At 70.4% G+C, this 21468-nt stretch carries 23 protein-coding genes and 1 pseudogene; 16 read left to right on the top strand and 8 right to left on the bottom strand.

The window, feature by feature from the left end; translation table 11 throughout:
* The first annotated feature begins 194 nt into the window (after positions 1-194).
* The 3 genes from FRANEAN1_RS31025 to FRANEAN1_RS41685 all read left to right on the top strand — a co-directional run bounded on the left by FRANEAN1_RS31025 (position 195) and on the right by FRANEAN1_RS41685 (position 2536).
* Entirely contained in the window at positions 195-1727 is a 1533-nt protein-coding gene (locus tag FRANEAN1_RS31025) for a substrate-binding domain-containing protein (RefSeq protein ID WP_020463668.1), read from the top strand.
* Between the two features lie 220 nt (positions 1728-1947).
* The gene (locus tag FRANEAN1_RS41690; RefSeq protein WP_041254958.1) at positions 1948-2271 is read left to right on the top strand and encodes a hypothetical protein; all 324 of its coding nucleotides are present in this window, start codon (positions 1948-1950) and stop codon (positions 2269-2271) included.
* Between the two features lie 55 nt (positions 2272-2326).
* Positions 2327-2536, top strand: a complete 210-nt coding sequence (locus FRANEAN1_RS41685) for a hypothetical protein (RefSeq protein ID WP_041254957.1) — start codon at positions 2327-2329, stop codon at positions 2534-2536.
* A gap of 36 nt (positions 2537-2572) precedes the next feature.
* Here FRANEAN1_RS41685 and FRANEAN1_RS31010 read toward each other — a convergent pair whose 3' ends face one another.
* Both FRANEAN1_RS31010 and FRANEAN1_RS31005 read right to left on the bottom strand, forming a co-directional pair.
* Positions 2573-3085, bottom strand: a complete 513-nt coding sequence (locus FRANEAN1_RS31010; protein WP_020463667.1) for a TetR/AcrR family transcriptional regulator — start codon at positions 3083-3085, stop codon at positions 2573-2575.
* A gap of 55 nt (positions 3086-3140) precedes the next feature.
* The gene (locus FRANEAN1_RS31005) at positions 3141-3530 is read right to left on the bottom strand and encodes an MmcQ/YjbR family DNA-binding protein (RefSeq protein ID WP_020463666.1); all 390 of its coding nucleotides are present in this window, start codon (positions 3528-3530) and stop codon (positions 3141-3143) included.
* 124 nt (positions 3531-3654) lie between these two features.
* Here FRANEAN1_RS31005 and FRANEAN1_RS31000 point away from each other — a divergent pair, with 124 nt between their 5' ends.
* Positions 3655-5304, top strand: a complete 1650-nt coding sequence (locus FRANEAN1_RS31000; RefSeq protein ID WP_020463665.1) for a zinc metalloprotease HtpX — start codon at positions 3655-3657, stop codon at positions 5302-5304.
* 70 nt (positions 5305-5374) lie between these two features.
* On the opposite strand, the gene FRANEAN1_RS30995 is transcribed toward FRANEAN1_RS31000, so the two are convergent.
* From FRANEAN1_RS30995 to FRANEAN1_RS30975, 5 genes are read right to left on the bottom strand one after another with little or no spacing between them, the layout of a single operon-like run.
* Positions 5375-6547 carry an epoxide hydrolase family protein gene (locus tag FRANEAN1_RS30995; RefSeq protein ID WP_020463664.1) on the bottom strand — a complete coding sequence of 391 codons (1173 nt, stop codon included), beginning with the start codon at positions 6545-6547 and terminating at the stop codon, positions 5375-5377.
* Positions 6548-6591: 44 nt separating this feature from the next.
* Complete coding sequence (locus tag FRANEAN1_RS30990) at positions 6592-7338, bottom strand: SDR family oxidoreductase (RefSeq protein ID WP_020463663.1); 747 nt, start codon at positions 7336-7338, stop codon at positions 6592-6594.
* Between the two features lie 54 nt (positions 7339-7392).
* Complete coding sequence (locus tag FRANEAN1_RS30985) at positions 7393-7815, bottom strand: cupin domain-containing protein (RefSeq protein ID WP_020463662.1); 423 nt, start codon at positions 7813-7815, stop codon at positions 7393-7395.
* Positions 7816-7854: 39 nt separating this feature from the next.
* Complete coding sequence (locus FRANEAN1_RS30980; RefSeq protein WP_020463661.1) at positions 7855-8367, bottom strand: flavin reductase family protein; 513 nt, start codon at positions 8365-8367, stop codon at positions 7855-7857.
* Positions 8364-9353, bottom strand: coding sequence for an SGNH/GDSL hydrolase family protein (locus FRANEAN1_RS30975; RefSeq protein ID WP_020463660.1), 990 nt, complete (start codon positions 9351-9353; stop codon positions 8364-8366). The genes FRANEAN1_RS30980 and FRANEAN1_RS30975 overlap by 4 nt, the downstream gene beginning before the upstream one ends.
* A 248-nt stretch (positions 9354-9601) precedes the next feature.
* Here FRANEAN1_RS30975 and FRANEAN1_RS30970 point away from each other — a divergent pair, with 248 nt between their 5' ends.
* From FRANEAN1_RS30970 to FRANEAN1_RS30950, 5 genes are all read left to right on the top strand, one after another.
* Complete coding sequence (locus tag FRANEAN1_RS30970; RefSeq protein ID WP_041254956.1) at positions 9602-10759, top strand: LLM class flavin-dependent oxidoreductase; 1158 nt, start codon at positions 9602-9604, stop codon at positions 10757-10759.
* Positions 10760-10807: 48 nt separating this feature from the next.
* Complete coding sequence (locus FRANEAN1_RS30965; protein WP_020463658.1) at positions 10808-11680, top strand: SDR family oxidoreductase; 873 nt, start codon at positions 10808-10810, stop codon at positions 11678-11680.
* Positions 11677-12525: an SDR family NAD(P)-dependent oxidoreductase gene (locus tag FRANEAN1_RS30960; RefSeq protein ID WP_020463657.1), complete on the top strand. Its 849-nt coding sequence runs from the start codon at positions 11677-11679 to the stop codon at positions 12523-12525. The genes FRANEAN1_RS30965 and FRANEAN1_RS30960 overlap by 4 nt, the downstream gene beginning before the upstream one ends.
* Before the next feature lie 27 nt (positions 12526-12552).
* Entirely contained in the window at positions 12553-13467 is a 915-nt protein-coding gene (locus FRANEAN1_RS30955) for a helix-turn-helix domain-containing protein (protein WP_020463656.1), read from the top strand.
* A gap of 128 nt (positions 13468-13595) precedes the next feature.
* A complete protein-coding gene (locus tag FRANEAN1_RS30950; protein ID WP_020463655.1) occupies positions 13596-14210 on the top strand; it encodes a class I SAM-dependent methyltransferase in 615 nt (204 codons plus the stop codon).
* 40 nt (positions 14211-14250) lie between these two features.
* Here the strand turns inward: FRANEAN1_RS30950 and FRANEAN1_RS30945 are convergent, their stop codons facing one another.
* Positions 14251-15426 carry an ABC transporter substrate-binding protein gene (locus FRANEAN1_RS30945; protein WP_157472851.1) on the bottom strand — a complete coding sequence of 392 codons (1176 nt, stop codon included), beginning with the start codon at positions 15424-15426 and terminating at the stop codon, positions 14251-14253.
* A 762-nt stretch (positions 15427-16188) separates the two neighbouring features.
* Between FRANEAN1_RS30945 and FRANEAN1_RS41680 the strand changes: the two genes are divergently transcribed.
* The 7 genes and pseudogenes from FRANEAN1_RS41680 to FRANEAN1_RS30925 all read left to right on the top strand — a co-directional run bounded on the left by FRANEAN1_RS41680 (position 16189) and on the right by FRANEAN1_RS30925 (position 21387).
* A complete protein-coding gene (locus FRANEAN1_RS41680) occupies positions 16189-16875 on the top strand; it encodes a hypothetical protein (protein WP_020463653.1) in 687 nt (228 codons plus the stop codon).
* 411 nt (positions 16876-17286) lie between these two features.
* Entirely contained in the window at positions 17287-17628 is a 342-nt protein-coding gene (locus FRANEAN1_RS30940; RefSeq protein ID WP_041256687.1) for a metalloregulator ArsR/SmtB family transcription factor, read from the top strand.
* 68 nt (positions 17629-17696) lie between these two features.
* Positions 17697-19397 (top strand): SulP family inorganic anion transporter, encoded by a 1701-nt coding sequence (locus FRANEAN1_RS30935; RefSeq protein WP_041256686.1) that lies wholly within the window; start codon positions 17697-17699, stop codon positions 19395-19397.
* A 5-nt stretch (positions 19398-19402) separates the two neighbouring features.
* Positions 19403-19537 (top strand): annotated as a pseudogene (locus FRANEAN1_RS40525) (DUF1990 family protein); the annotation flags it as partial.
* A gap of 108 nt (positions 19538-19645) precedes the next feature.
* On the top strand, positions 19646-20020 hold the full coding sequence (locus FRANEAN1_RS42635) for a hypothetical protein (RefSeq protein ID WP_198145714.1): 375 nt from the start codon (positions 19646-19648) through the stop codon (positions 20018-20020).
* Between the two features lie 248 nt (positions 20021-20268).
* A complete protein-coding gene (locus tag FRANEAN1_RS41675; RefSeq protein WP_157472850.1) occupies positions 20269-20433 on the top strand; it encodes a hypothetical protein in 165 nt (54 codons plus the stop codon).
* 255 nt (positions 20434-20688) lie between these two features.
* A complete protein-coding gene (locus tag FRANEAN1_RS30925; RefSeq protein ID WP_020463648.1) occupies positions 20689-21387 on the top strand; it encodes an alpha/beta hydrolase in 699 nt (232 codons plus the stop codon).
* Positions 21388-21468 lie beyond the last annotated feature (81 nt).

Raw genomic sequence — 21468 nt, 5'->3', positions numbered from 1 at the left:
GGAGAGGGGCACGACCGTGCGGCCGGCCGGCCGGCCACACGGCACATCGGCAGCCGTCTCCCGCATCACCGGATGAATTCGCGGCGAATATCAGGCGACCGAGTAGACCGTGGCTCTCTCCGCCCGTGTCGAGGCCCATACGGTACTCAAATCGACACGTCGGGCCGGTGGGGCATTCGGGGGCGAGTTGAATCGTGAGTTGGCTGAGCGCCGAGAATGCCGTGGCCGTGCTTACCGCGGCGCTCGGCATAGTGGCGTCCTTCGCGGTGGTCTGGTACGAGCGCCGGGTGCCGCGCCGCAGGCGCATTGGCTACCGCGTGCAGATGGACATGCCCATCGGCGGTGACAACCGTGACGGGCAGGGCCAGGAAAACATACGGCTGGGCTTGTTCAACGATCTCCCCGACATGTCGGACGCCACCCTCGTCCTGCTGCGGGTCGAGAATGACGGCGCGCAGAGCGTCGCCGGCAACGACTACACCGGCGGCGACCTGCATGGTCTCACCGCCGTCTTCACGGATCGCATCGTCAGGGGTGTGACCGTCACCCAGCCCAACGCCGACCATCTCATGGAGCACTTCGCGCCTTCGAGGGGGATGCGGCACAGCGGCAACACGATCTACCTGCCTCGTGTCCCGCTCGACAGGGGTGAGCACTACAAGCTTCTGGTGCTCCTGACCGGCGGTAGCGTCGGCTGCGCCGTCCGCGTTGCCGGCGGGATCCAGGAAGGGGCGGTGAAGCCCAACCGGAGCACGACAGTCGATGACAAGCCGCCCCTGTTCAGCCGGCCCGCTCGCCTGATCACCATTGTGCTCACCCTCTGCGTCATGGTGCTGGCGAGCATCATCGTCGTGGGCGACGGCCCACCTCCGCCCATCGGCTGCGCCACGGGGCGGCTGACCGTCAACGGGTCCACGGCCTTCGCGCCGGTGGTGCAGGAAATCGCCAGCAGATACGAGTCGGACTGCCCCGACTCGGACATCACCGTGGAGGCGCGCGGCAGCAACGAAGGGGCGCTGCGGCTGGTGGAGGCGGGCGAGTCCGAAAAGGGATCCCCGGCCATGATCGTCATCCATGACGGTGCCCGTTCGCAGCTCGACGCGCGGCTTCAGGGGGAGCGGGTGGCCATTTCCGCCTTCGCCGTCGTGGTGAACGAAAAAGTGTCGGTCAGGAGCCTGACGATCGAGCAGATACGCCGCATCTACCGGGGTGATGTCGTCAACTGGAACCAGGTCGGCGGCCCCGATCTCCCGATCCTGCTGGTGAGCCGTGACGCCAACTCCGGTACCCGTGACCTGTTCCGGCGCCGCATCCTCGCCGGCATGGGCGAACCCGCCTTCACCTCGCAGGACTGCGAGCACAAGAATTTCCCACAGGACAAGGTCATCCGCTGTGAGCTCGACAGCACCGAGCGGGTACTGAGAAACGTGGCGAGGCTGCCGGGTGCGGTCGGGTACGGCGAACTGCGTACCGCCGAGGCCGTCGAGGGCCTGCACACCGTGCGCATCGACGGGCAGGAACCGTCGATCGAGGCGATCGGGAAAAGTGCCTATCCCTTCGCGGAGGTCGAATACGCGTACACCTTCGGGCAGCCGCCCGCCGGCTCCCTCACCTTGAGCTTCCTCGACTACCTGACGAGGGGCGGCGGGCAGAACGCCATCAAGGATCACGGTGACCTGCCGTGCTACAGCCCGGAAGGCTTCAGACGTTGCCAGGAGGGGTCCTGAACCTCCACCGGCGACGGTGGGCGGGATGCCGACCGGAGTGAGACCTGGCGGAGCCTGACCAGATCGTGATCCGCGCGGTCAGGACGGCAAGGATCTCCGCGCAGATTGCCAGGGCGATCTCCTCGGCGTGCGGCGAGGACACCCCCGCCGAGCAGCACCAGGCGCGTCATCGGGACGAACAGCTCGACGACGGTCGTGCCCTGCCGGGCGGCCGCCGTCCGTGCCGCTGGTTCGGGTCGACGTCCTCCACCTCGGCGATGAGCCGGCCGTTGCCGGCGTCGCGGCGCAGGGCCGCGCCGAGCCGCGCGGCGGACTGCCGGTAGGCGGGATCGTCCAGGACCCGCTGGACGGCGTCAGCGATCTTCGCCGGCTTCGCCGCCCGCCCGACCGACAGCCCGGCGCCGTGATGCCCCCCCGGGCGGCGTTGTCGGCCTGGTTCTGGAACGTGCTGGACATGGACACCAGGACCAGCGGCGCGTCCCCGGCCGGCGGCTGCCACGGCTCGGACGCCCACACCGGGTCGTCGAGGACCGGCCCGACGTAGCGGACGTTCGCCGGCAGCCGCGCCGGGAAGTCGAACTCCGCTCCCGGTACGGAGCGTGCTCCGGCTGCTGGTCGGGCCGGTTGAGGCCGTTCCGCCAAGGGCGGAAGGCCGCGCCGGCCGCGGCGACGGCGGGCACCATCGAGTCCTCGGCGAGGACGGCGACCCGGTGACCGCGTTCGACGAGCCGCCGCGCGAGGCCGAGCTCTGGAGCTACGGAGCCGCCACCGTCAGTGAGGGTGAACAGGTACGTGTTGCTCATCGGTGACCTTCCTTCGGTCCTTCGTTCGGGATTCCTGTCGAGTCAGCTGTCCAGCACGTCACGGATCAGCACGCCGCGTACCAGCGCGGTCATCGTCCGGGTGGTTTCCGGCCGGCTCAGGTGCAGGTCGCGGCACAGCAACTTCCACGTGTAGACGTCGGTCGCCGCGTGCAGCGCGTTGAGGCCGCGCAGCCGGTCCGCCGGCGCGGTGGGCAGGTGGGGCGCGAAGACCTCCTCCAACCAGGTCCGATGAGCCGCCCGGGCATGCTCGAGGAGGGTGGCCAGACGCCCGAGCCGTTCGGCGGACATCGCCCAGCGGACGTTGAGGTCACCGGACCGCTCGTACTGCTCGATCAGCACCTCGACGGCGTGCTCCGGATCGCCGTGCCGCACGGAGGTTCGCAGCCCCTCGATCTCTGACCCCAGGAGCTCGATCGCGGCCGAGGCGGCGCCCTCCTTGGACTCGTAGTGGTTGAGGACGGTCTGGTGGGAGACGCCCGCGACGGCCGCGACGCCGGCCAGGGTGACGTCCTCGTCGGGGGTGTGAGACAGCATGCGGCAGCCGTCGCCGCGCGCGACGCTGGCGACAGCGACTGGTGATCGGGCCAGGTCAGCCCAGGGCTGGCTGCTCGTCCTGCTGGTCGAGTCCGCTGACATGCGCGTCCGGGTCACGCATCCGCCACGCATCGGTCACGAGTTCCCGCAGGCGTTCGACCGTCACCGCTGCCAGGCGCACCATCACCAGGGGCAGGCCGTTGTAGGCCGGCGTGGTGAAGAAGATGTCAGGTTCCCCGAGCAGGAGCGCCTGCTTTTCGGCCTCGTCGCCGACGAACAGCACTGCGGTATCAGTGCGGATCAGGCGCGGCTTCCCGGGCGTGCGCTCGGGATAGGACCAGACGAACCCCTTGCCGGCCACCCGGAAGTCAAAGCCATCGCTCTCGATCTCCACCACGTGTGGCAGCGCCAGCGCCAACCGGCGCACGTCGTCGGCGTCAGCCACCGAGGTCTCCCCGAGAACGCGCCCGCAGCATGCGACGAGGCTATCCTCCGGCAGCCGGGAACGGTTTTGGATAACTTGGTCCGGGTTGTATGGCTGCTTGTCTGGCCGATTCGGGGGGCGGGGCATGACGGGTTACGTCTGGCGGCGTTCGTCGGCCGCCTTGTCGGTGCTGGGCGGTGTACTGATCCTGGCCTGCTGGCTGCTGACCGTCTTCACACCGGTGCCGGTCCTTGTGCCGGTGGCCGTCGTGACCGGCCTCGCCGTCCTGCAGTACCTGGTGGGGCCGCGGGTCGTGGAGTGGCTGGCCCCAGCCCGAGAGCTGGAGCGTGGCGCCGACGGATATCTCAGCGACGAGCCGGTTGCCGCGATCGTCGCCCGGCAGTGCCGGAACGCCGGCATTCCGCTGGTCCGGCTCGGCATCGTCGAGGACGGTGACCCCAACGCGTTCACCTTCGGCCGGACCAGGCGGGACGCGCGTATCTGGATTTCCCGCGGGCTGCTCGACCGGCTCAACGACCGCGAGGTCGAGGCGGTGGTCGCACACGAAATCGGGCACATCAGGAATCGGGACTTCGCCGTGATGACGGCGCTGTGCGTGGTGCCGGCCCTCATGTACTACGCGGCGGCCGGCGCGCGCAGCAGCGACCAGTCCGGGGACAACGACCCGGTCAGGCTGATCGGGTCCGCCGCCTACCTGCTCTCCGAGCTGGCGCTGCTCAGCTTCTCGCGCGCTCGCGAGCTGGGGGCCGACCACGCTTCCTGCGTGATGACCGGGGACGGCGACGCGCTGTGCTCCGCCCTCGTCAAGATTGTGTACGGGATGGGGGAGCGGGATCAGGATCTCGCCGCCCGCGTCCACGCGCTGCGGGAGAACGACGAGAAGGGAGCGGCCCGTCGGCTGGCTCGCCGGGAGAGCAGGGTCCGGGCAGTCGGTGCCCTCGGTATCGCCAGCAGCGGCTCGGCGCCGTCCGTCGGCCTGATCGGCCCGGAGCTGCCCCCCGAGCGTCTCGTGCGGGCGTTGCGCTGGGAGGTCACCAGCCCCTGGGCGCGCTGGCTGGAGATCTGCTCCACCCATCCCCTCGTCTCGACCCGGATCGCCGCGCTGGAGGCGAGCGGCCTGCCCGGTGCGCCCCGGCAGTGGCGGGGAGCCCGGGCCGCGGCGCGCGGGAGCGCCGGCGAGCGGGTCCGGGCCCGCGGCCAGTTCCTGGTGGAGCTGCCCGTGTACTTCGGTGGCTGGATCTGCCTGGGTGCCGCGCTGATCCTCGCCCGCCGTGGGCCCGACCACTACGACCTGGGCTTCCTCGCCGGACTGGTGACGGCCGCCGGTGCGCTGCTGCTGATCCGCGCGGGCCTGCGGGCACCGCTGGGCACTCCGGAGCCGGTCGGACGGCTCACCGACCTGCTCGACCGGCTCGACGCCGGGCCACTCGGCGCGATACCGGTCAGCCTGCGCGGGACGATCGTGGGCCGGGGCGGGTTCGTGACCTCGCCCGACCTCGTCCTCGCGGACGCCAGCGGGACGGTGCCCGTCGTGTACCGCCACCCGGCGCCGGGAGGAGGGATCCTGTTCGCGCTGACCCGGGCCCAGTCCTTCGTCGGAGACGAGGTGGTGGTGACCGGGTGGTATCTGCGCGCGCCCCATCCGTACGTCGAACTGCGCACCGTCAGCGGCGCCGAGGCCGGGACCGTCCGGTGCTGGCTTTTCGCCGCACGCTATCTGCTGTCCGCCGCGGTGCTCCTCGCCGGAGCCCTGCTGTTCGTGTACGCCCCCTGAGCCCGATCCTCAACCCGGCCTTGGTGGGGGTGAGGATGATGCGCCGCGACAGCGGATGTCTCGACGGACGTCAGCGGGACAGTCCGGTCGCGCGCAGCGGCCGGAAGAACGCGCGGATGTCCGCCACGACGAGTTGTGGTTCCTCAGCCGCTGCGAAGTGGCCGCCACGGCTCATCCGGGTCCAGTGCACGAGGTTCGCCTCGCGCTGCGCAAGAGTGCGTGGCACATGCGTCAGCTCGTACGGGAACACGGCGATGCCCGTCGGTGACTCCAGGACGGGCCGACGGTCGTGCGAGGGGATCCACGGCCGCTGGAACGAGTCGGCGTAGAACCGCAGCGAGCCGCCGACGGTGCCGGTGAGCCAGTAGAGGGCGAAGCTCGTGATGAGATCGTCCTTGCTGAAGCGGCGTTCCACGTCGCCGCCGCAGTCGCTCCAGGCCCGCCGCCGCTGAACCATCCAGGCCGCCAGGCCGGCGGGGGAGTCCTGCAACGCCCAGGCCAGGGTCCGGGGTTCGAAGGTGTGCGTCAGGAAATGCGTGAGGTTGAGCATCGCGGGACGCTGCCGGTCGAAGTCGTCGACCTCCTCGGGCGCGAAGTCGTCCCGGCTCACCCCGCCCAGGTCGGTGCCGAGCAAAGCGGGGAACGTCAGATGTGCGCCGACGAGCCGGTCGGCGAACTCGTGGGCGAGCTGTGCGGTGACGTACGCGCCCGAGTCGCCGCCGTGCGCGCCGAAGCGCTGGTAGCCGAGTTCGGTCATGAGTTTCACCCACAGGGCGGCGGTCTGCCGAAATCCGACCCCGGCCGGGGTGGGCGAGGAGAAGACCGAGCCGGGCAGGGACGGCACGACGACGTCGAAGGCGTCCGAGGGATCGGCGCCGAAACGTTCGGGGTGAGCGAGCGGCTCGATCACCTTCCTGAAGTCCCAGAAGGTCCACGGCCATCCGTGGGAGAGGACGAGCGGAAGCGGTGCGGGGCCGGAGCCGCGTTCGTGGAGCGCATGGACGGTGACACCGTCGATCTCGCCCCGGACGTGCGGCCACCGGTTCATCGCCGCCTCGTGCGCGCGCCAGTCGTACCGCGTGGCCCAGTACTCGGTCAGCTCGCGCAGGTACGGAGCGGGCACGCCGTAGTGCCAGCTGTCGTCCCGTACCGGATCTTCCGCCCAGTCGGTGGTGCGCAGCCGGTCGCCGAGCACGGCCAGACGGTCCTCGCTGATGTGGATCCGAAAAGGCTCGACTGCCACGTATTCACCCTCCGGCCACGATTACCAGGTGAGACGGCCAGCGGTCAGCTGACGGTGAGGCCGTTGTCCATGGTGTAGACGGAGCCGGTCACCGAACGGGCCGCACCGGAGGCGAGGAAGGAGAACAGCGCGGCGACCTCGGCTGGCTCGGCCAGGCCCCGCAGGCCCGCCATGCGACGGGCAAGGTCGGGGTCCATGCCGGCCGGGAACGTCATCGCCGACGCGATGTTGGTGTTGGTGCCCGCCGGGGCGATGGCATTGACGCGCAGCGGCGTCTTGAGGAACTCGACGGCCAGCGCCCGGGTGAGCTGGATGACGCCACCCTTGCTCATGCAGTAGGCGGCGGAGTACGGGAGCCCCTGGATACCGGCGTTGGAGGCGATGTTCACGATGTTGCCACCCGTCTCCAACAGGTGCGGAATGGCGGCCTGAGCCAGGAAGAAGTAGGCGTCAAGATTGACGCCCATCACCCGTCGGTACTGCTCCAGAGTCACCTTCGTGGTGTGCTCGGCCAGGTAGATACCGGCGACGTTGCCCAGTACGTCCAGCTGCCCGAACTCGTCGACGCACGCGGCCACCGCCTCGGCGCACGCAGCCGGGTCGCTGACATCAGCCTGGCGGACCGACACCGTGCCCGCGGTGAGTGCCTTCGTCTCGGCCAGCCGGCCCTCGTCGATGTCGAGGGCCAACACCGAGGCGCCTTCCCTCGCCAGCCGGATGGTGATCGCCCGGCCCATGCCTGATCCGGCGCCGGTGATGAGGGCGACCTTGCCCTCGAATAAATCTGTCACGACTGACATCCCTCGTTTGGTAGATGGCCACAGGGCGCTGGGTCAGGGCAGCGGTCAGAACGGCCGTTGATCGACGAAAATGCCGGGCTGGCCGGCGTGGACCTCGATCCACTCGGCGCCCTCGTCACCGGCCCGCCAGGCGTAGAGAAGGTCGGGCGTGAAGAAGCCCATGCCGGCTCCCACGCGCCGCCTGCCGAAGATCAGCTCGCCGCGGAGGACGTAGTTCAGCTGATGGGTACCGTGGCGATGGGGCTTGACCTTCTCGCCTGGCGCGGCGGTCTCATGGTAGACGCACAGTTGCGGGGACTGGAGAATCGTCCTGGTAACCAGGTCGCGGCCGAACAGGTCCAAGTACTGTCGGGTTTCCTCGGAATCCCCCATGATATCCACGTTGGTACGGCCCGGGATCTCGTTGACGTCGAAGAAGAACTGCCGAGGTCTCTCCTCTTCGCCGTTCCGGTCGGTGTCGCCGTCCATCAGAACGCTCCTTCCAGTTCGATTCGTGACCATCAATGGTTATCTGACGGTCAGGCTGGCGTAGCTGCTTCGGTAGTAGAGGAGCGGAGCAGCACCCTTGTCGTCGACCGCGAGATCGCAGACCTTCCCGACGACGATGGTGTGGTCGCCGGCCTCGTGGAGAGTCTCGATGCGGCAGTCGATCCATGACGCGACGCCGGGCAGGATCGGGGCGCCGGACGGCGCGGGCCGCCAGGGGACGCCGCGGAAGCGATCCTCACCCCGCACGGTGAACCGGCGTGACAGTTCCTCCTGGCCGTCGGCGAGGACGTTCACGCAGAACCGGCCCACGGCCCGGATAGACGGCCACGTGGTGGAGGTGTGCGCCACGCAGAACAGCACGAGCGGAGGAGCGAGCGACACCGAGCTGAACGAGTTGGCCGTGAGACCCACGGGACCGTCCGCCGGGTGCGACGCGGTGACGACCACGATTCCCGTCGCGAACGTTCCAAGCGCGTTCCGGAAGGCGTTCGTGTGGTCGTCGGTGTGGTTCGGGGGCCGTGTGCCGCTCATGTCCCCGGCCCCGCCTTCCGCAGGACGGGTTCCAGGCGGTCGGCCATGACCGCGTGGCCGTCGTCGCCGGGGTGGACGCCGTCGGCCAGGAGTGACTCGTCCAGCAGGGTCTCGCCGTGAACGAGGGTGAGCGACGGGTCGCCGCCGTCGATGCGTGCCTGGACGAGGGACGCCATCGCGACCCGTAGATCGTCGAGCGTGGCGCCGACGCGGTTGGGGGTGGTCTCGGCGTCCGGGCGGCGGATCGGCGTGGTGACCACGATCGGCGTGTCCGGGTGCCCCTGCCGCACCACGGTGAGGAAGACGTCCAGCCCGGCGCGCAGCAGTTCGGCGGTGTGCGGGATCGTCGACCAGCAGTTGGTGCCGTAGCTGATGCTGATCAGTGCCGCCGGGACGCTCGCCAGGTGTTCGGCGGAGGGGATCTCGCCGCGGGCGGCGCCGGCGTAGCCGAGGTTGCAGACGTCGAGGCCCAGCCGGCGGCCCAGCCGTGCGGGCCAGGACGAGCCCGCCGAGCTGGCGACCCAGCCCTCGACGATGGAGTCACCGTAGGCGAGCCAACGCGGACGGGGCGGTCCCGGTTCGAGGGAACCGCCGACCGGGGCGAGTGAGAGCACGGTCGGGCGCATGCGTTCGGGCAGGTAAACGGTCGTCGTCCGCGTGCCGGCGTCCAGGGGCAGCTCCACGGTGCCCTCGCCGTGGACGGCCGGCGCGGTCGCCAGCAGTGTGTCGCCCACCCACATCTCGAAGGTCTGGCCGATGCCGGGGCCGCGTGGGCCGCGGGCGTCGCACTCGGTGCGATACGCGACGACCACCGCCTCGGCGTCGCCCTGTAACTCGAGCCGGACTCCGACCGGAATGGAGGCCGCCTGCCAGGTTCCGCCCGGCAGGCGCGGCGCGTCCGCGGTAACCGCGCGCAGGTAGGGGATCTCCGGCGTACCGGCGAACGGGCTGCCCCGGAGAAATGGGCGTGGATCAAGCGGCGGCATGACGACCTCGCATTCACCGTTGCGCGGCCCGGATGTCTGACGCTTCGAGACCGCCGCATTGTTCCGTATATGGAACAGCCATCTTGCGTTCAGGAACGTAACGACCTGGGAGCGGGGGTGTCAACCGGCTGGGTTAGGGCTGGAGTTCGGGTCGATCTGTCTCCGGCGACCCCGTTGACATCGACGGAGCGGCGCTTATGGTGGTCACTGTACCAACCATGCCGTTTGCTATAACAAACGAGGCCGCCGTGAAACTGGATCTGCTGTACGAGGTGGACGTCCCGAAGCCGTGGTCGAAGCCCCACCCCCACGGGCAGCGCGAGGCCGAGCAGGCCGCCTACCGCGAGGCCATCGCCCAGATCCGCCTTGCCGACGAGATGGGTTTCCACACCTCCTGGCACGTGGAGCACCACTTCCGTGAGGGGCGGTCCCACTGCTCGGCGCCCGAGGTCCTCATCGGGGCGCTCTCGCAGGTCACCGAACGGATCCGGCTCGGCTTCGGGGTGACACTGCTGCCGCACGCGTTCACGTCACCTGTGCGGGTGGCCGAGAAGGTCGCCACGGCCGACGTCCTGAGTAATGGGCGCGTCGAATGGGGGACGGGCCGCTCGACCCCCATGGAACAGACCGCTTTCGGTGTCGACATCCCGCAGAGCAAGGATCAGGTGCGTGAGGCGATCCAGGCCATTGTCGAGGCCTGGGAATCCGAATACTTCTCGTTCGAGGGAAAACACTGGCGATTCCCCGCGGCGGGCGACGTCCCCGTCCGCATGGTCACCCCCAAGCCGGTGCAGGATCCGCACCCACCCTGCTGGATGGCGGCGTCGAGCACGGGCAGCGCCCAGGCCGCCGGCGCCATGGGCCTCGGCCTGCTCTCACTGTCGATCATGCGGCCGCTGGAGCAGATGGCGGAGACCATCCAGCTCTACCGGCGGGCCGCCGCCGCCGCGCGGCCGATCACCCGCGTGGCCAACAACCGCGTGGCGGCATACACGCTGGTCCACTGCGCGGACACGATGGCCCAGGCCGAGGCGAACGGGATCTGGGACGCCACCTGGTGGTGGTACAGGAACCTGGCCGAGTTCACGCTGGAGTGGGAGTTCCCGCACGCCTCCGAGCAGGAGCGGGAGAAGATGTTCCCGATCCTCGAGCAGCGGCGGAACGCGCCGCCGGATCCGAGGCAGTTCAGCGACGCCGACATGATCATCGTTGGTGATCCCGACGAGTGCCTGCGCAAGATGCTCCGCTACGCCGAGCTCGGGGTCGACCGGCTGCTCTGCTACGTGCAGTTCGGCCGGCTGTCCCACGAGGCCGTGATGCGCACCATCGAGCTCCTCGGCACCCACGTCATCCCCGAGCTCGAACGTCGCGAGGTCCAGGTCTCGACCTCGGTGACCGCCACCTGATCCCGCCGATCCCGATCGCAGGCAGCGGCAGAGACGGAGACAGGAACGATGACACGGTTGGATGAATCGGCGATCCCCGACTACCCCGGGCTGCTGCGCCTCGACGGACGGGTGGCGATGGTCGTGGGGGCCGGCCAGGGCAACGGCCGGCACACCGCCCACGCGTTGGCGTCGGTGGGAGCCAGGGTCGCGTGCGTCGACGTGGATCCCGACCTCGCCCGCGAGATAGCGGCCGAGGTGGGTGGCTTACCCTGCGTCGCCGACGCGCGCCGGCGCGACGACGTCGAGCGCATCGTTGCCGAGACCCTCGCGGCCTACGGGCGCCTCGACGCCGTCGTCGACATCGTCGGCATGGCCCTGTGGTCGACCCTGCTGGAGGTGACGGACGAGGACTGGGACGCGACCTTCGGGCTGGTGCTGCGGCACGCCCACCTCATCACGCAGATCGTGGGCCGGCAGATGGTGGCCGCCGGCGGCGGGGCGATGGTGTTCACCGCCTCGGTCAGCGGCCTGACCAGCGCGCCCAACCACGCCGCCTACGGAGCGGCCAAGGCCGGCCTGCTGTCCCTCGTGCGCACGGCGGCCGTCGAGCTCGGCCCGTCGAACATCCGGGTCAACGCGGTGGCACCCGGTTCCATCCAGACGCCGCGCATCATGCGCGCACTACAGGCACGGGGGGATGTCCCCCCGCCGCCGGCGGTGGAACCGCTGGGCCGTTCGGGCGAGCCGCGCGACATCGCCGGCGCGGCCCTGTTCCTGTGCTCCGACCTCTCCCGGCACGTGACCGGCCAGACCCTCGTGGTCGACGGCGGAGCCACCGCCCGCTTCGCCTACATGGGCTCCGGGCTGTCGTCGACGGCGCCGGCTGCTCCGACGACGTCGCCCCCGGCGGTGCCGCCCTCGACGGCCACGCCGTCATGACCCGGGACGGGGCGGCCCTCGAGGAGGACGGACGCGCGGAGCCGGTCAGGGCGCTGGGCCGGGCGTTCGACCTCACCGGCCGGGTGGCGATCGTGACCGGAGCGGGCCACGGCATCGGCCGGGGGGTCGCCCGGGTGCTGGCGGCGGCCGGCGCCACCGTGCTGTGCGCGGACGTCGACGCCGGGGCCGCGGCGGCGACGAGCGCGGAGATCGCCGCCGGCGGCGGGTCGGCCGCGCCGGCCGCCGTCGACGTGTCGCGCCGCGACCAGGTCGTGGACCTGGTGCGTTCGGCGGTGTCGGACCACGGGCGGGTCGACGTGATGTGCAACAACGCCGGGATCATCATCGACGTCCCGGTGCTCGATCTGTCCGAGGAACAGCTCGACCGGGTGCTGGCCGTCAACCTCAAGGGCGTGCTGTTCGGGTGCCAGGCGGCCGGGGCCGTGATGCGGAGCCAGCGGGCGGGCAGCATCATCAACATGGCGTCGGGTGCGTTCGACACCGCCCCCGCCCGCCTGGTGGCCTACTCGATCTCGAAGGCGGGGGTGGTCCAGATCACTCGTACGCTGGCGAAGGAGCTGGGCCCGGACGGGGTCCGGGTGAACGCCATCGCGCCGGGTCTGGTCGAGACCGACATCACGCGCCGCCACTACGCCGCCGAGGACGGGACCGTCGATGAGGACAAGCGCGAAAGATTCCTGGGACGGAGCCGGGATCTGGCGCCGCTGCGGCGCATCGGGACGACGGAGGACATCGGCCACGCCGCGCTGTACCTGGCCTCCGAAGCCGCCCGGTTCGTCACGGGCCAGGTCCTGCGGCCCAACGGCGGCGCGGCGATGCCATGACGTGACCGCGCGGCGCAGGCCCGCCTGATGCCGCGGCCCGCCCCGGGGGCCGAGCGGACCGTCGCGCTCATCACCTTCCTGAGCCAGCATCCCGGCCGGCCTTTCGGCCTGTCGGAGCTGGCCCGGCGGCTGGAGATGAACAAGGCGACCGCCCACGCGATGCTCGCCACCCTCAGCGACGCCGGCTGGCTGCTGCGCGACCCGGAGGACAAGACCTACCGCCTCGGGCCCGCCCTGGTGGCCGTCGGCGACGCGGCCGCCGGATCCGGGCGCCAGGCCCTCGAGCTCGCGCGGCCGCACATGCGCCGGCTCAGCGACGAGCTCGGTGTCCAGGCGGTGGCGAGCTCCGTCATGGGCGAGGACATCGTCGTCCTCGCCGTCGAAGGGCACGCCGCGACGCCCGTCGGGTTCGGATCAAGGCCCGGTAACCGGGTTCCGCTGTCGCCGCCGCTCGGGACGGTCTTCATCGCCTGGTCCGACACCGAGACCGTCGAACGGTGGCTGCGCCGGCTGAGTCCCCGTCCCGACGACCACCGGCTCGGCATCTACCGCGACGCCATCAAGGCGATCCGGCTCCGCGGGTACACGGTCGCACTCGACGACGACCGGCACCACAGCCTGGCCCGGGCGCTGAGAACCTTCGCCGCGGGCGACGGCGACGCCGAGGTCCGCGCCGCGGTCGAACGCGTCATCCAGGCCCGGGGCGTCGACGACGACTACCTGCTCGTCGACCTCGGCGGCATCGAGTCCTACCAGCTCAGCCTGATCGGGGCGCCGGTCTTCGACGGCGCCGGCCGGGTGTGCCTGGCCGTCACCCTCGCCGGCTTCCCGCACCGCCTGAGCCCACAGCAGGTCGTCCCCTACGGCCGGCGGCTGACCGCGGCCACCACGGCGATCACCCGGGAGATCGGTGGACGCCCACCCAACCAGGCGGGGAGCTGACCCTGGGCCCGGCGCCGCCCGCTCCGTTACCGCCGGCGCGGGAACAACGTGCCTTGATGGTCAGCCCGCGGCCGGGTACCAATGCCGGGACAGGGGGCCGGACACCCGTGTCGCGACAGGGAGAGACGATGGGCTTCTACGACGATCAGGTGCTTCCCCGGTTCATCGACCTCGCCCTGGGCAGGCCCGTGGAGACCACCCGGGCCCGGGTGGTCTCCGGGCTGACCGGCGAGGTCCTGGAGATCGGGTTCGGCTCCGGGCGCAACCTGCCCCATCTCCCGCCGCAGGTCACCCGGCTGCTCGCCGTGGAACCCGCGGTGGTCGGTCGCAGGCTGGCCGCCGGTCGCCTCGCCGCCACCGCCGTCCCGGTCGAGTTCGTCGGCGACGACGGCCAGCGGCTCCCCGTCCCGGACACGTCGGTCGACCACGTACTGGTCACCTGGACGCTGTGCACCATCCCGGACGTCGAACGCGCGCTCGGTGAGGTGCGCAGGGTGCTGCGCCCCGGCGGGACGCTGCACTTCGTCGAACACGGCCGTTCGCCGAGACCCGGTGTCGCCCGGTGGCAGGACCGCCTCACTCCACTCTGGGGGCGGTGTTTCGGCGGCTGCCATCTGAACCGGCCGGTCGACAGGCTGATCGAGAACGCCGGGCTCACTCTCGACACCATCGAGACCTACCGGATGGGCGGGCCCGAGTTCTTCGGCTTCGCCTACGAGGGCATCGCGTCCAAAGCGGACTGACAGCGGTGGTCGGCGCGGTCCCGGCATCGCGCCGCCTACTTCAGCCGGTCGTGCCGTCGGCGCAGAGGCGTGGGCGGGCGACCTGGAACCCGGTGCCCGTGGGGTTGACCTGGACGAAGGCGTAGCAGTTGAGCGCCCCGGTACGATTCGTGGCCAGGTTGACGGGTTCGATCAGGCCGCCCGCGTCGTAGTCGGACGCTGACCGCAGCGCGCTGATGAACCCGTCACGGGTGGGGCAGTCACCTGCGAGGTCGAGCCCGCGTACGAACATGTCGGCGTAGATGTACGCGTTCATCGCGAACTGCTGGTCTGGCTGCGTGGCTTCCGGCGCGTAGCGGACCATCGCGGCGCGGTACCGGTCGATGGCCGCGCCGCCCGCCTCGAAGGGGCGGAAGTACGCGGGGATCGAGACGCCCGCGAGTGCCGGGCCCAGGGTGGGCAGCAGGCCCCGGTCGTACCCGGTGAACGAGACGGTGGTGGCGAGGTTCAGGTTCGCCGTACGTACGGCGCCCATGATCTCGGCGAGATCCTCGGTGGTCGTGAAGCCAACCAGCGCGTTGACGCCGGAGGCCGCCAGCTGCTGGGCCACGCGGGCCGGGCTGTCAACGCTGTGCGCGTAGGAGATGGTGTCGGCCACGGTGAGCCCGACCGACTCGAAGGCGCTCTTGTACATCTTGATGATATCCAAAGTGGACGCCGACGACCCCGTGATCACGACGCCGACCTTGCTGCCACCGCTGTCCCGGAGGTAGCGGCCGATCGTGACCGGCGAGGCCTGGTACATGGTGGAGAACATGTTCTGGTACTCGGCCAAGGTCGGCAGACCGAACCCGATGACGGGAACGTTCTGCTTCGCCAGGTCGGCCGGTGCGCTGCCGAAGGCGGTGGTGATCGTCACGAGGCCGAAAGCACTGTCGCCGCGGAGGAGCTCCTGGATGACGCGGGCGTTCTGGGCGGGGTCGTTCGCGTCGTCACGCCACTGGTAGACGATCTTCCGGCCGTGTACCCCGCCCTCCTCGTTGGCCAGGCCGAACCGTGCGTCCGCGCCGGCTCGGGCCGAGGCAAACGCGGCACTGCCCACGCCCGAATCGGAGAACACCAGGCCGAGGTTCACCTCGCCGGGGGTGACGCCAGGACTGTCACACACCGCGGCACTTGCGGCCCCCGGTGTCGAGGAGCAACCCGTGGCTGCCGCAACGAGAACCGCGGCAGCCACACCGAGTAACCGTGTTGTTCTACCTAAGCGCACCCGTACCTCCACGATGGATAGCCGCGGACGGTGGAGGGCGCCGGCGCGGCGCACCAGCTTCTCTCCTGCCGTCGGTGAGGTCATTTCTCTAGCTCATTTAGACGATGTTGCAGCTCAGGATGGTAGCGACCGGTCCCGCTCGACGTTCCGAGGGGCGGGCCGGGCTCGCCTTCGAGGCAGGAGTGGAGGCGCGAGGGCGATTGACCCGGCCGCGCGATTTCCGCGCCGACTCGTCGGCGGGACTCTCGCCGCAGCGGACTTCGTCAACGGTAGTGACCGCTAACCCTTGGGTGATCTGGTCACATAGGAATACTTTGTCCGGGAAGCGTCATCTTTCGGCGCCAGCCGGCTGAGGATGCCCGGCGTACGGTCGAGAGCTGGTCGGGGACGGCGAGCCTGCCGAGGGGCCGCACAGGGACGGGATGTGCTCGACCACCTGGCCGCTCTCGCGCTGATCACGCGGTGGTCACTCCTCATCCCATGTCTGGGCGCTGTGCATGACCGGCAACTGACTGGCGCGCGCGGCAGGGCTGCTCAGGTCGGGGAGTAACGGCACGAACCCGGCAGGCGGGCGCGGCGCCCGACGCGCGGCCCGCCTGCTGGGCAACTTAAAGTGGCGGATCTATCGCATGCAGTGTCGATCCGCCGTCTTATTCCGTTGCCTCCGTCCCCGCCCCGCGCCAGCTTGGCTCCGCCCAGGTCACCACTGCGTGTCCCGAGGGGACCGTCGTGGTGGGTGGTGGCGGGCACACGCTGCCCCCGGAGGCGGCCAGCCTGAAGATGGTGGGCAGCTTCCCCAGCGACGCGCAGGGGAACCCGCTTCCGGGCGGGGCGACCAACCCCCGGTACTGGACCGCCATGGGTATCGCGGGCGGGCGGGCCGAGGCGACTGCGCAGACCTTCGCGTACGCCATGTGTGCCGAGCCCGATGATATGGACATCTCGGTGGTCCGGACGGTTGGTCTCGGCCCGCAGGAGGGCAGCACCTACGCGATCATGACCGCGAGCTGCCCAGCGGGTCGCACCCTGCTGGGAGGCGGCCAGCACCTGGAGAAGGGTGCCACAGGGGGGAGTCCTACCGGCGGCACCCACCTGCGCGGCAGTTACTCCAGCGACTCGGTCGGCGATCCCGTTGTCAACGGGTCGACCAATCCCACGTCCTGGAGTGCGATCATCGCGGCAGGCGGGTCCGGTGGCACGGGCGACCAGATCGCGAGCGGCTTCGCGCTGTGCGCCGATTTCGATCATGACACGTCGACCTCGCTGACCGCGAACACCACAATCCCGGCGCACACCAGATCACGGCCAGCTACAGCGGAGGCCCGACCTTCAAGCCCAGCGCCACCACGGCACCGACCACCATCACGGTCGGCTTCAGCTAGCCCTGCATCGCCGCGGCACACAACGCACCTCTGACGGTGGCAGCCGGCCAGTCCCTCTGCTTCGGGCCTGGCGGCAGGCAGTCGGGCCCGGTGACGATCAAACCGGGCGGTGCGCTTGCCGTAACCGGGGCCCAGATCTCCGGACCGGTGTCCAGTAGCGGTGCCGCGGCGCTCACGCTGTGCCAGGTGTCGGTGAGCGGGCCGGCAGCTGGCGCCCGAACTGCGGAAACGCGCATCCGGGTGGACTGACGGTCGCCGGTGGGAGGGTCCGGCATTCCGCGACCACCACGTACTGGCACTGAGGCCGGTGTGACCCCGCGCACTGCTGGTTGATGACGAATTGAAGACTTCTTCAAGTTGTTATGCTTCTGCGGACAGGTGGGCGCCGCACTCGCGCGGCCGTCCCAGGTGCGCCAAACCCGAAAAGGATCTCCTGGAAACGATGATGTCGGTGCCGCTCTACCAGGCCAAGGCGGAGTTCTTCCGCATGCTCGGCCACCCGGTGCGGATCCGGGTACTGGAGCTCCTCCAGCTCGGGCCCACGCCCGTCCGGGACCTGCTCGCGGCCATTGACGTCGAGCCCTCGAACCTGTCCCAGCAGCTCGCCGTACTGCGCCGCGCAGGCATCGTCACCGCCACCCGCGACAGCACGACAGTCGTCTACGCCCTCGCCGGAACCGACGTCGCGGACCTGATGCGCGCCGCGCGGCGCATTCTCACCAATCTCCTCCTGAGCCAGGAGGAACTCCTGGCCGAACTGCGCGACGCGGACGCGAGTTCCGAGTGAACGCCGCCGGCGAAGCGCCGTCGGGCCCGCCGTCGCGGCGGCCGTTCGCGCGAAACACGACGGCGGCCCTGTGGGAACGGCTCCGGGCGGTACTGCCCGACTCCGCCACCGTTCGCTCGGTCCGCCGGGCTCCCGCCAGGGACCTGCTGGCCGGGGTGACGGTCGCCGTCGTCGCGTTGCCACTGGCGCTCGGCTTCGGGATCTCCTCGGGGATGGGAACCGAGGCCGGGCTGGCGACCGCGATCGTCGCCGGCGTGCTCGCCGCGGTCTTCGGTGGTTCGGACTTCCAGGTCTCCGGGCCGACCGGGGCGATGACCGTCGTGCTGGTACCGGTCGTACACGCCCGCGGAGTTGACGGCGTGCTGATGGCGGGACTCATGGCAGGAGTGATCCTGGTCGGGTTGGGGCTCGGGCGGGTCGGCGGCCTGGCGCGCCTCGTGCCGATGCCGGTGGTCGTCGGGTTCACCGTCGGAATCGCAGCTGTGATCGCCCTGCAGCAGGTCCCGGCGGCCCTCGGGGTGCCGACACCCGAGGGTGAGAAGGTGGTGACGGTGGCCGCCCGCGCCCTCGCCCGCTTCGCTGACGAACCGCGCTGGACGTCGGTGGCGGTAAGCGCCGCGGTCGCCGTCGTGGTGCTGCTGGGTGCGCGGCTGCGGCCCTCGGTGCCGATGTCCCTGCCGGCCGTCGCCCTCGCCACGGTCGCCGTCGAACTGGTCCACGTCGACGGTGTCGCCCGGGTCGGGGCATTGCCAGCGGGTCTGCAGGCGCCGTCATGGGGATTCCTCGACCCGGGAATGGTCCCGGAGTTGCTGCCGGCCGCCGCCGCCATCGCCGCACTCGCCGGCCTGGAATCGCTACTGTCGGCGACGGTCGCCGACGAGATGCGCGCATCGTCGGACCCGGGCCGGGGCTCGAACGGGGCCGGCGGCTGGCGGCGCCACGACCCCGACCGCGAACTGTTCGGCCAGGGCGTCGCCAACCTCGCCGTGCCGCTGTTCGGTGGAATGCCGGCGACAGCGGCGATCGCCAGGACGGCGGTCAACGTGCGTTCGGGTGCGGCCTCCCGGCTGTCCGCCGTCATCCACGCCGTCGTGATCGCCGCCGTGGTGGCCGCGGCGGCGGGACTGGTCAGGTACATCCCCCTGGCCGCACTCGCCGGTGTCCTGGTGGCGACCGCGATCCGCATGGTGGAGACCGACGCCGTCCGGGCCCTGGCCCGCGCCGGACGTGGTGAACTGGCCGTGATGGTACTGACGGGTGCAGTGACACTGGTGGTCGACCTCGTCGTGGCCGTTGCCGTGGGGCTGGCCCTCGCCGGGGCGCTGGCGCTTCGCCAGGTCGCCGGCACCGCGTGGGTGGAACACCTTCCGTCCGACGACGACAGCCGTCCCCACGGACTCGGCTCCGGGACCGGCCCCGCTCCGGTCACCGTGCTCCGGATCGACGGGCCGCTGTCGTTCACCGCCGCCCACCGTCTGCTGCCCACGCTGGAACACGTTCACGACGACTCGGTGGTCCTCATCCGGATGTCACGGGTCAGCGCCGTCGACGCGACCGGAGCCGCCGCGCTGTCCGTCGCCCTCACCGACCTCGAAGCACGCGGAGTCGTGCCCCTGCTGTCCGGGGTCCGCCCTGAACACCACCAGACACTCGGCGCCTATGGCATCACAGCAGAGTCCGGTGACCGGCGACGGATGTTTCCCGACGCCCCCTCCGCGCTGGCATACGCCCGAGCACTCATCCCCGCCCAGCCCCACGGCCCTTCGTGACGAGGATGCATCGGCATGCCGGCCTCAGGCTGGCGGTGTCGTCCCCCGGGGCGGACATCGGGGTGACCGTGGTGATGTGTGTGGGTTGGGGGCGGGTCGGTGTGCTGGCCGCCTGTCGGGTCGTGTGGGTGCTCGACGAGACCGACCGGCGGGTTATCGGGAAGTCTGAGTCGAGCGGGCCGACCGCCCGGGGGTCACGTCCGGGCCCGCGTGTCCGACCACCCGACCTCGCAAGGTCAGCGCGGTCGGTGGCCGCTGTCGCGACCGGGGCGCCCGTCGAGTGTTCTGCCTTCGGTCCGCAGCCGCTGTTCGACGAGGTGCAGGAAGAGCCGAACCTGATGCGCCCTGGCGGGTTCGGGGCAGGGAAGTCGGTCGACTCGCTGGCGCAGCTCGTCGTCCCACACGGCGGCCAGGCGGGAGGCGTGGCGCAGGAGACGGGGTTGCGGTTCCGCCAGCCGTCTACCCACGACGTCGTGGAGCCGATGGTGATGGGCGTCCAGATCGGGGCCGTTGGCGAGGCGGTGCATCAACTCGGCCTTCATGTAGCCGGATCGAAAGCACCACGGATCGGCTTCGAGGAACTGGACGGCGGTCTCGACCTCCTGAGGTGGGCATTCCGGTAGATTCGCCCACTCGGTCGTCATCTCGGCCTGGGTACTCGCTGCCACAGTGCGGGCGCCGTCTTGTCGTCGGACTCGTCGGGCGACAGCGAGGAGCAGCCGTCGGGCAAGGCGGAGGCCGCGGCGGAGCCCACCCAGGTGGGTGGCCTCACCGCGGCGCAGCAGGCGCTCGTCGACAAGCTCCGCCCCAATGTGGTCTCGGACTGCGCGGGATACCCGGACGGCGAGGGCGACGACGTGGCGTCCACCTGGTGTTCAACAATGTCATCCAGGGTGACCTCATCTGCGTCCACGAACAGGACGGGTACCCCATCTACTGGACGCACAACAGCGACCTGATCGGGTTCCGGATCGACGACGACGCGGCCGACGGCCCCAGCCTTTACAGCTTTTGGCTGGGTTTCGAGCCGATCTGACAGGTCGACGACCGCGCCGGAAGCGTTCCCGCCGGCGCGGTCGTCGACGTCCCGCCCCTCGCGGACCGTCCCCGAGAGGGGCGCAGCCGGCCCGCGGTCGTTCGTCTGCATGGCCTGGAGCAGGCTGGGTCAGACCTCCGCCCATCCAACAAAGAGGAGCGGTTCAGTCGCCCGGTACGGAGACGCTACACAAATCGTCAAGTACGCCCTGGTGTACTCGGGCCGCGTAACTTCGACCAGGGGAGATGGAAAAGCATGTCGCAGCCCACTGTCGTCCTCGTCCACGGCGCCTTCGCCGACGCGTCCAGCTTCGCCAGGGTGGTTCCCGAGCTGCTCGCCGACGGCCTCGCGGTGGTGGCACCGGCGATCCCGAACCGCTCGCTCGTCGGCGACGCCGAGTACCTTGGGCCGGTCCTCGCGGCGATCGACGGTCCCGTCGTCCTCGTCGGCCACTCGTACGGCTGCGCGGTGGCCACCGTGGCCGGTGTCGCCGAGAACGTGAAGGCCCTGGTCTATCTCGCCGGCTTCGTCCTCGAGGAGGGCGAGGCCCTGGGCGAGCTCCAGGGTCGGTTCCCCGACTCCGACCTGGGCTCAGCGCTGGTCACCACACCGTTCCCGGGCGGCGTAGATCTCTCGGTCGATATTCAGAAGTTCCCGGCGGTCTTTGCCCACGACGTCGACCCGGCCGTCACCGCGGTGCTCGCCGTGTCGCAGCGGCCGTTGTCCGCGGCGGTGTTCGGCGAGAAGGCACCCGCCGCGGCGTGGCGGACCAGGCCGACATGGGGCATCGTCGCCACGTCGGATCACGCCATCAACCCGGAGGTCCAGCGCTTCGGCTACCAGCGCGCGGGGGTCGAAACGGTGGAGGTGGACTCGTCGCACCTGGTGATGTTCTCCCAGCCGACCGTGGTAGCCGATCTGATCAGGACGGTCGTCAAGTCGGTGCCCGCCTGACCTGATGCGATGTCCGCGTGCCCCGTGGCGGGCCGGCGGCCATTGGCGGTCCACAAACTGCGCGGCCCACGGGGCCTGAGT

Origin of the sequence: Parafrankia sp. EAN1pec (assembly GCF_000018005.1) — a bacterium.
GTDB lineage: Bacteria > Actinomycetota > Actinomycetes > Frankiales > Frankiaceae > Parafrankia > Parafrankia soli.
Note: the sequence above shows the minus strand (reverse complement) of the source record. Positions and strands in the feature narration are given on the sequence as shown.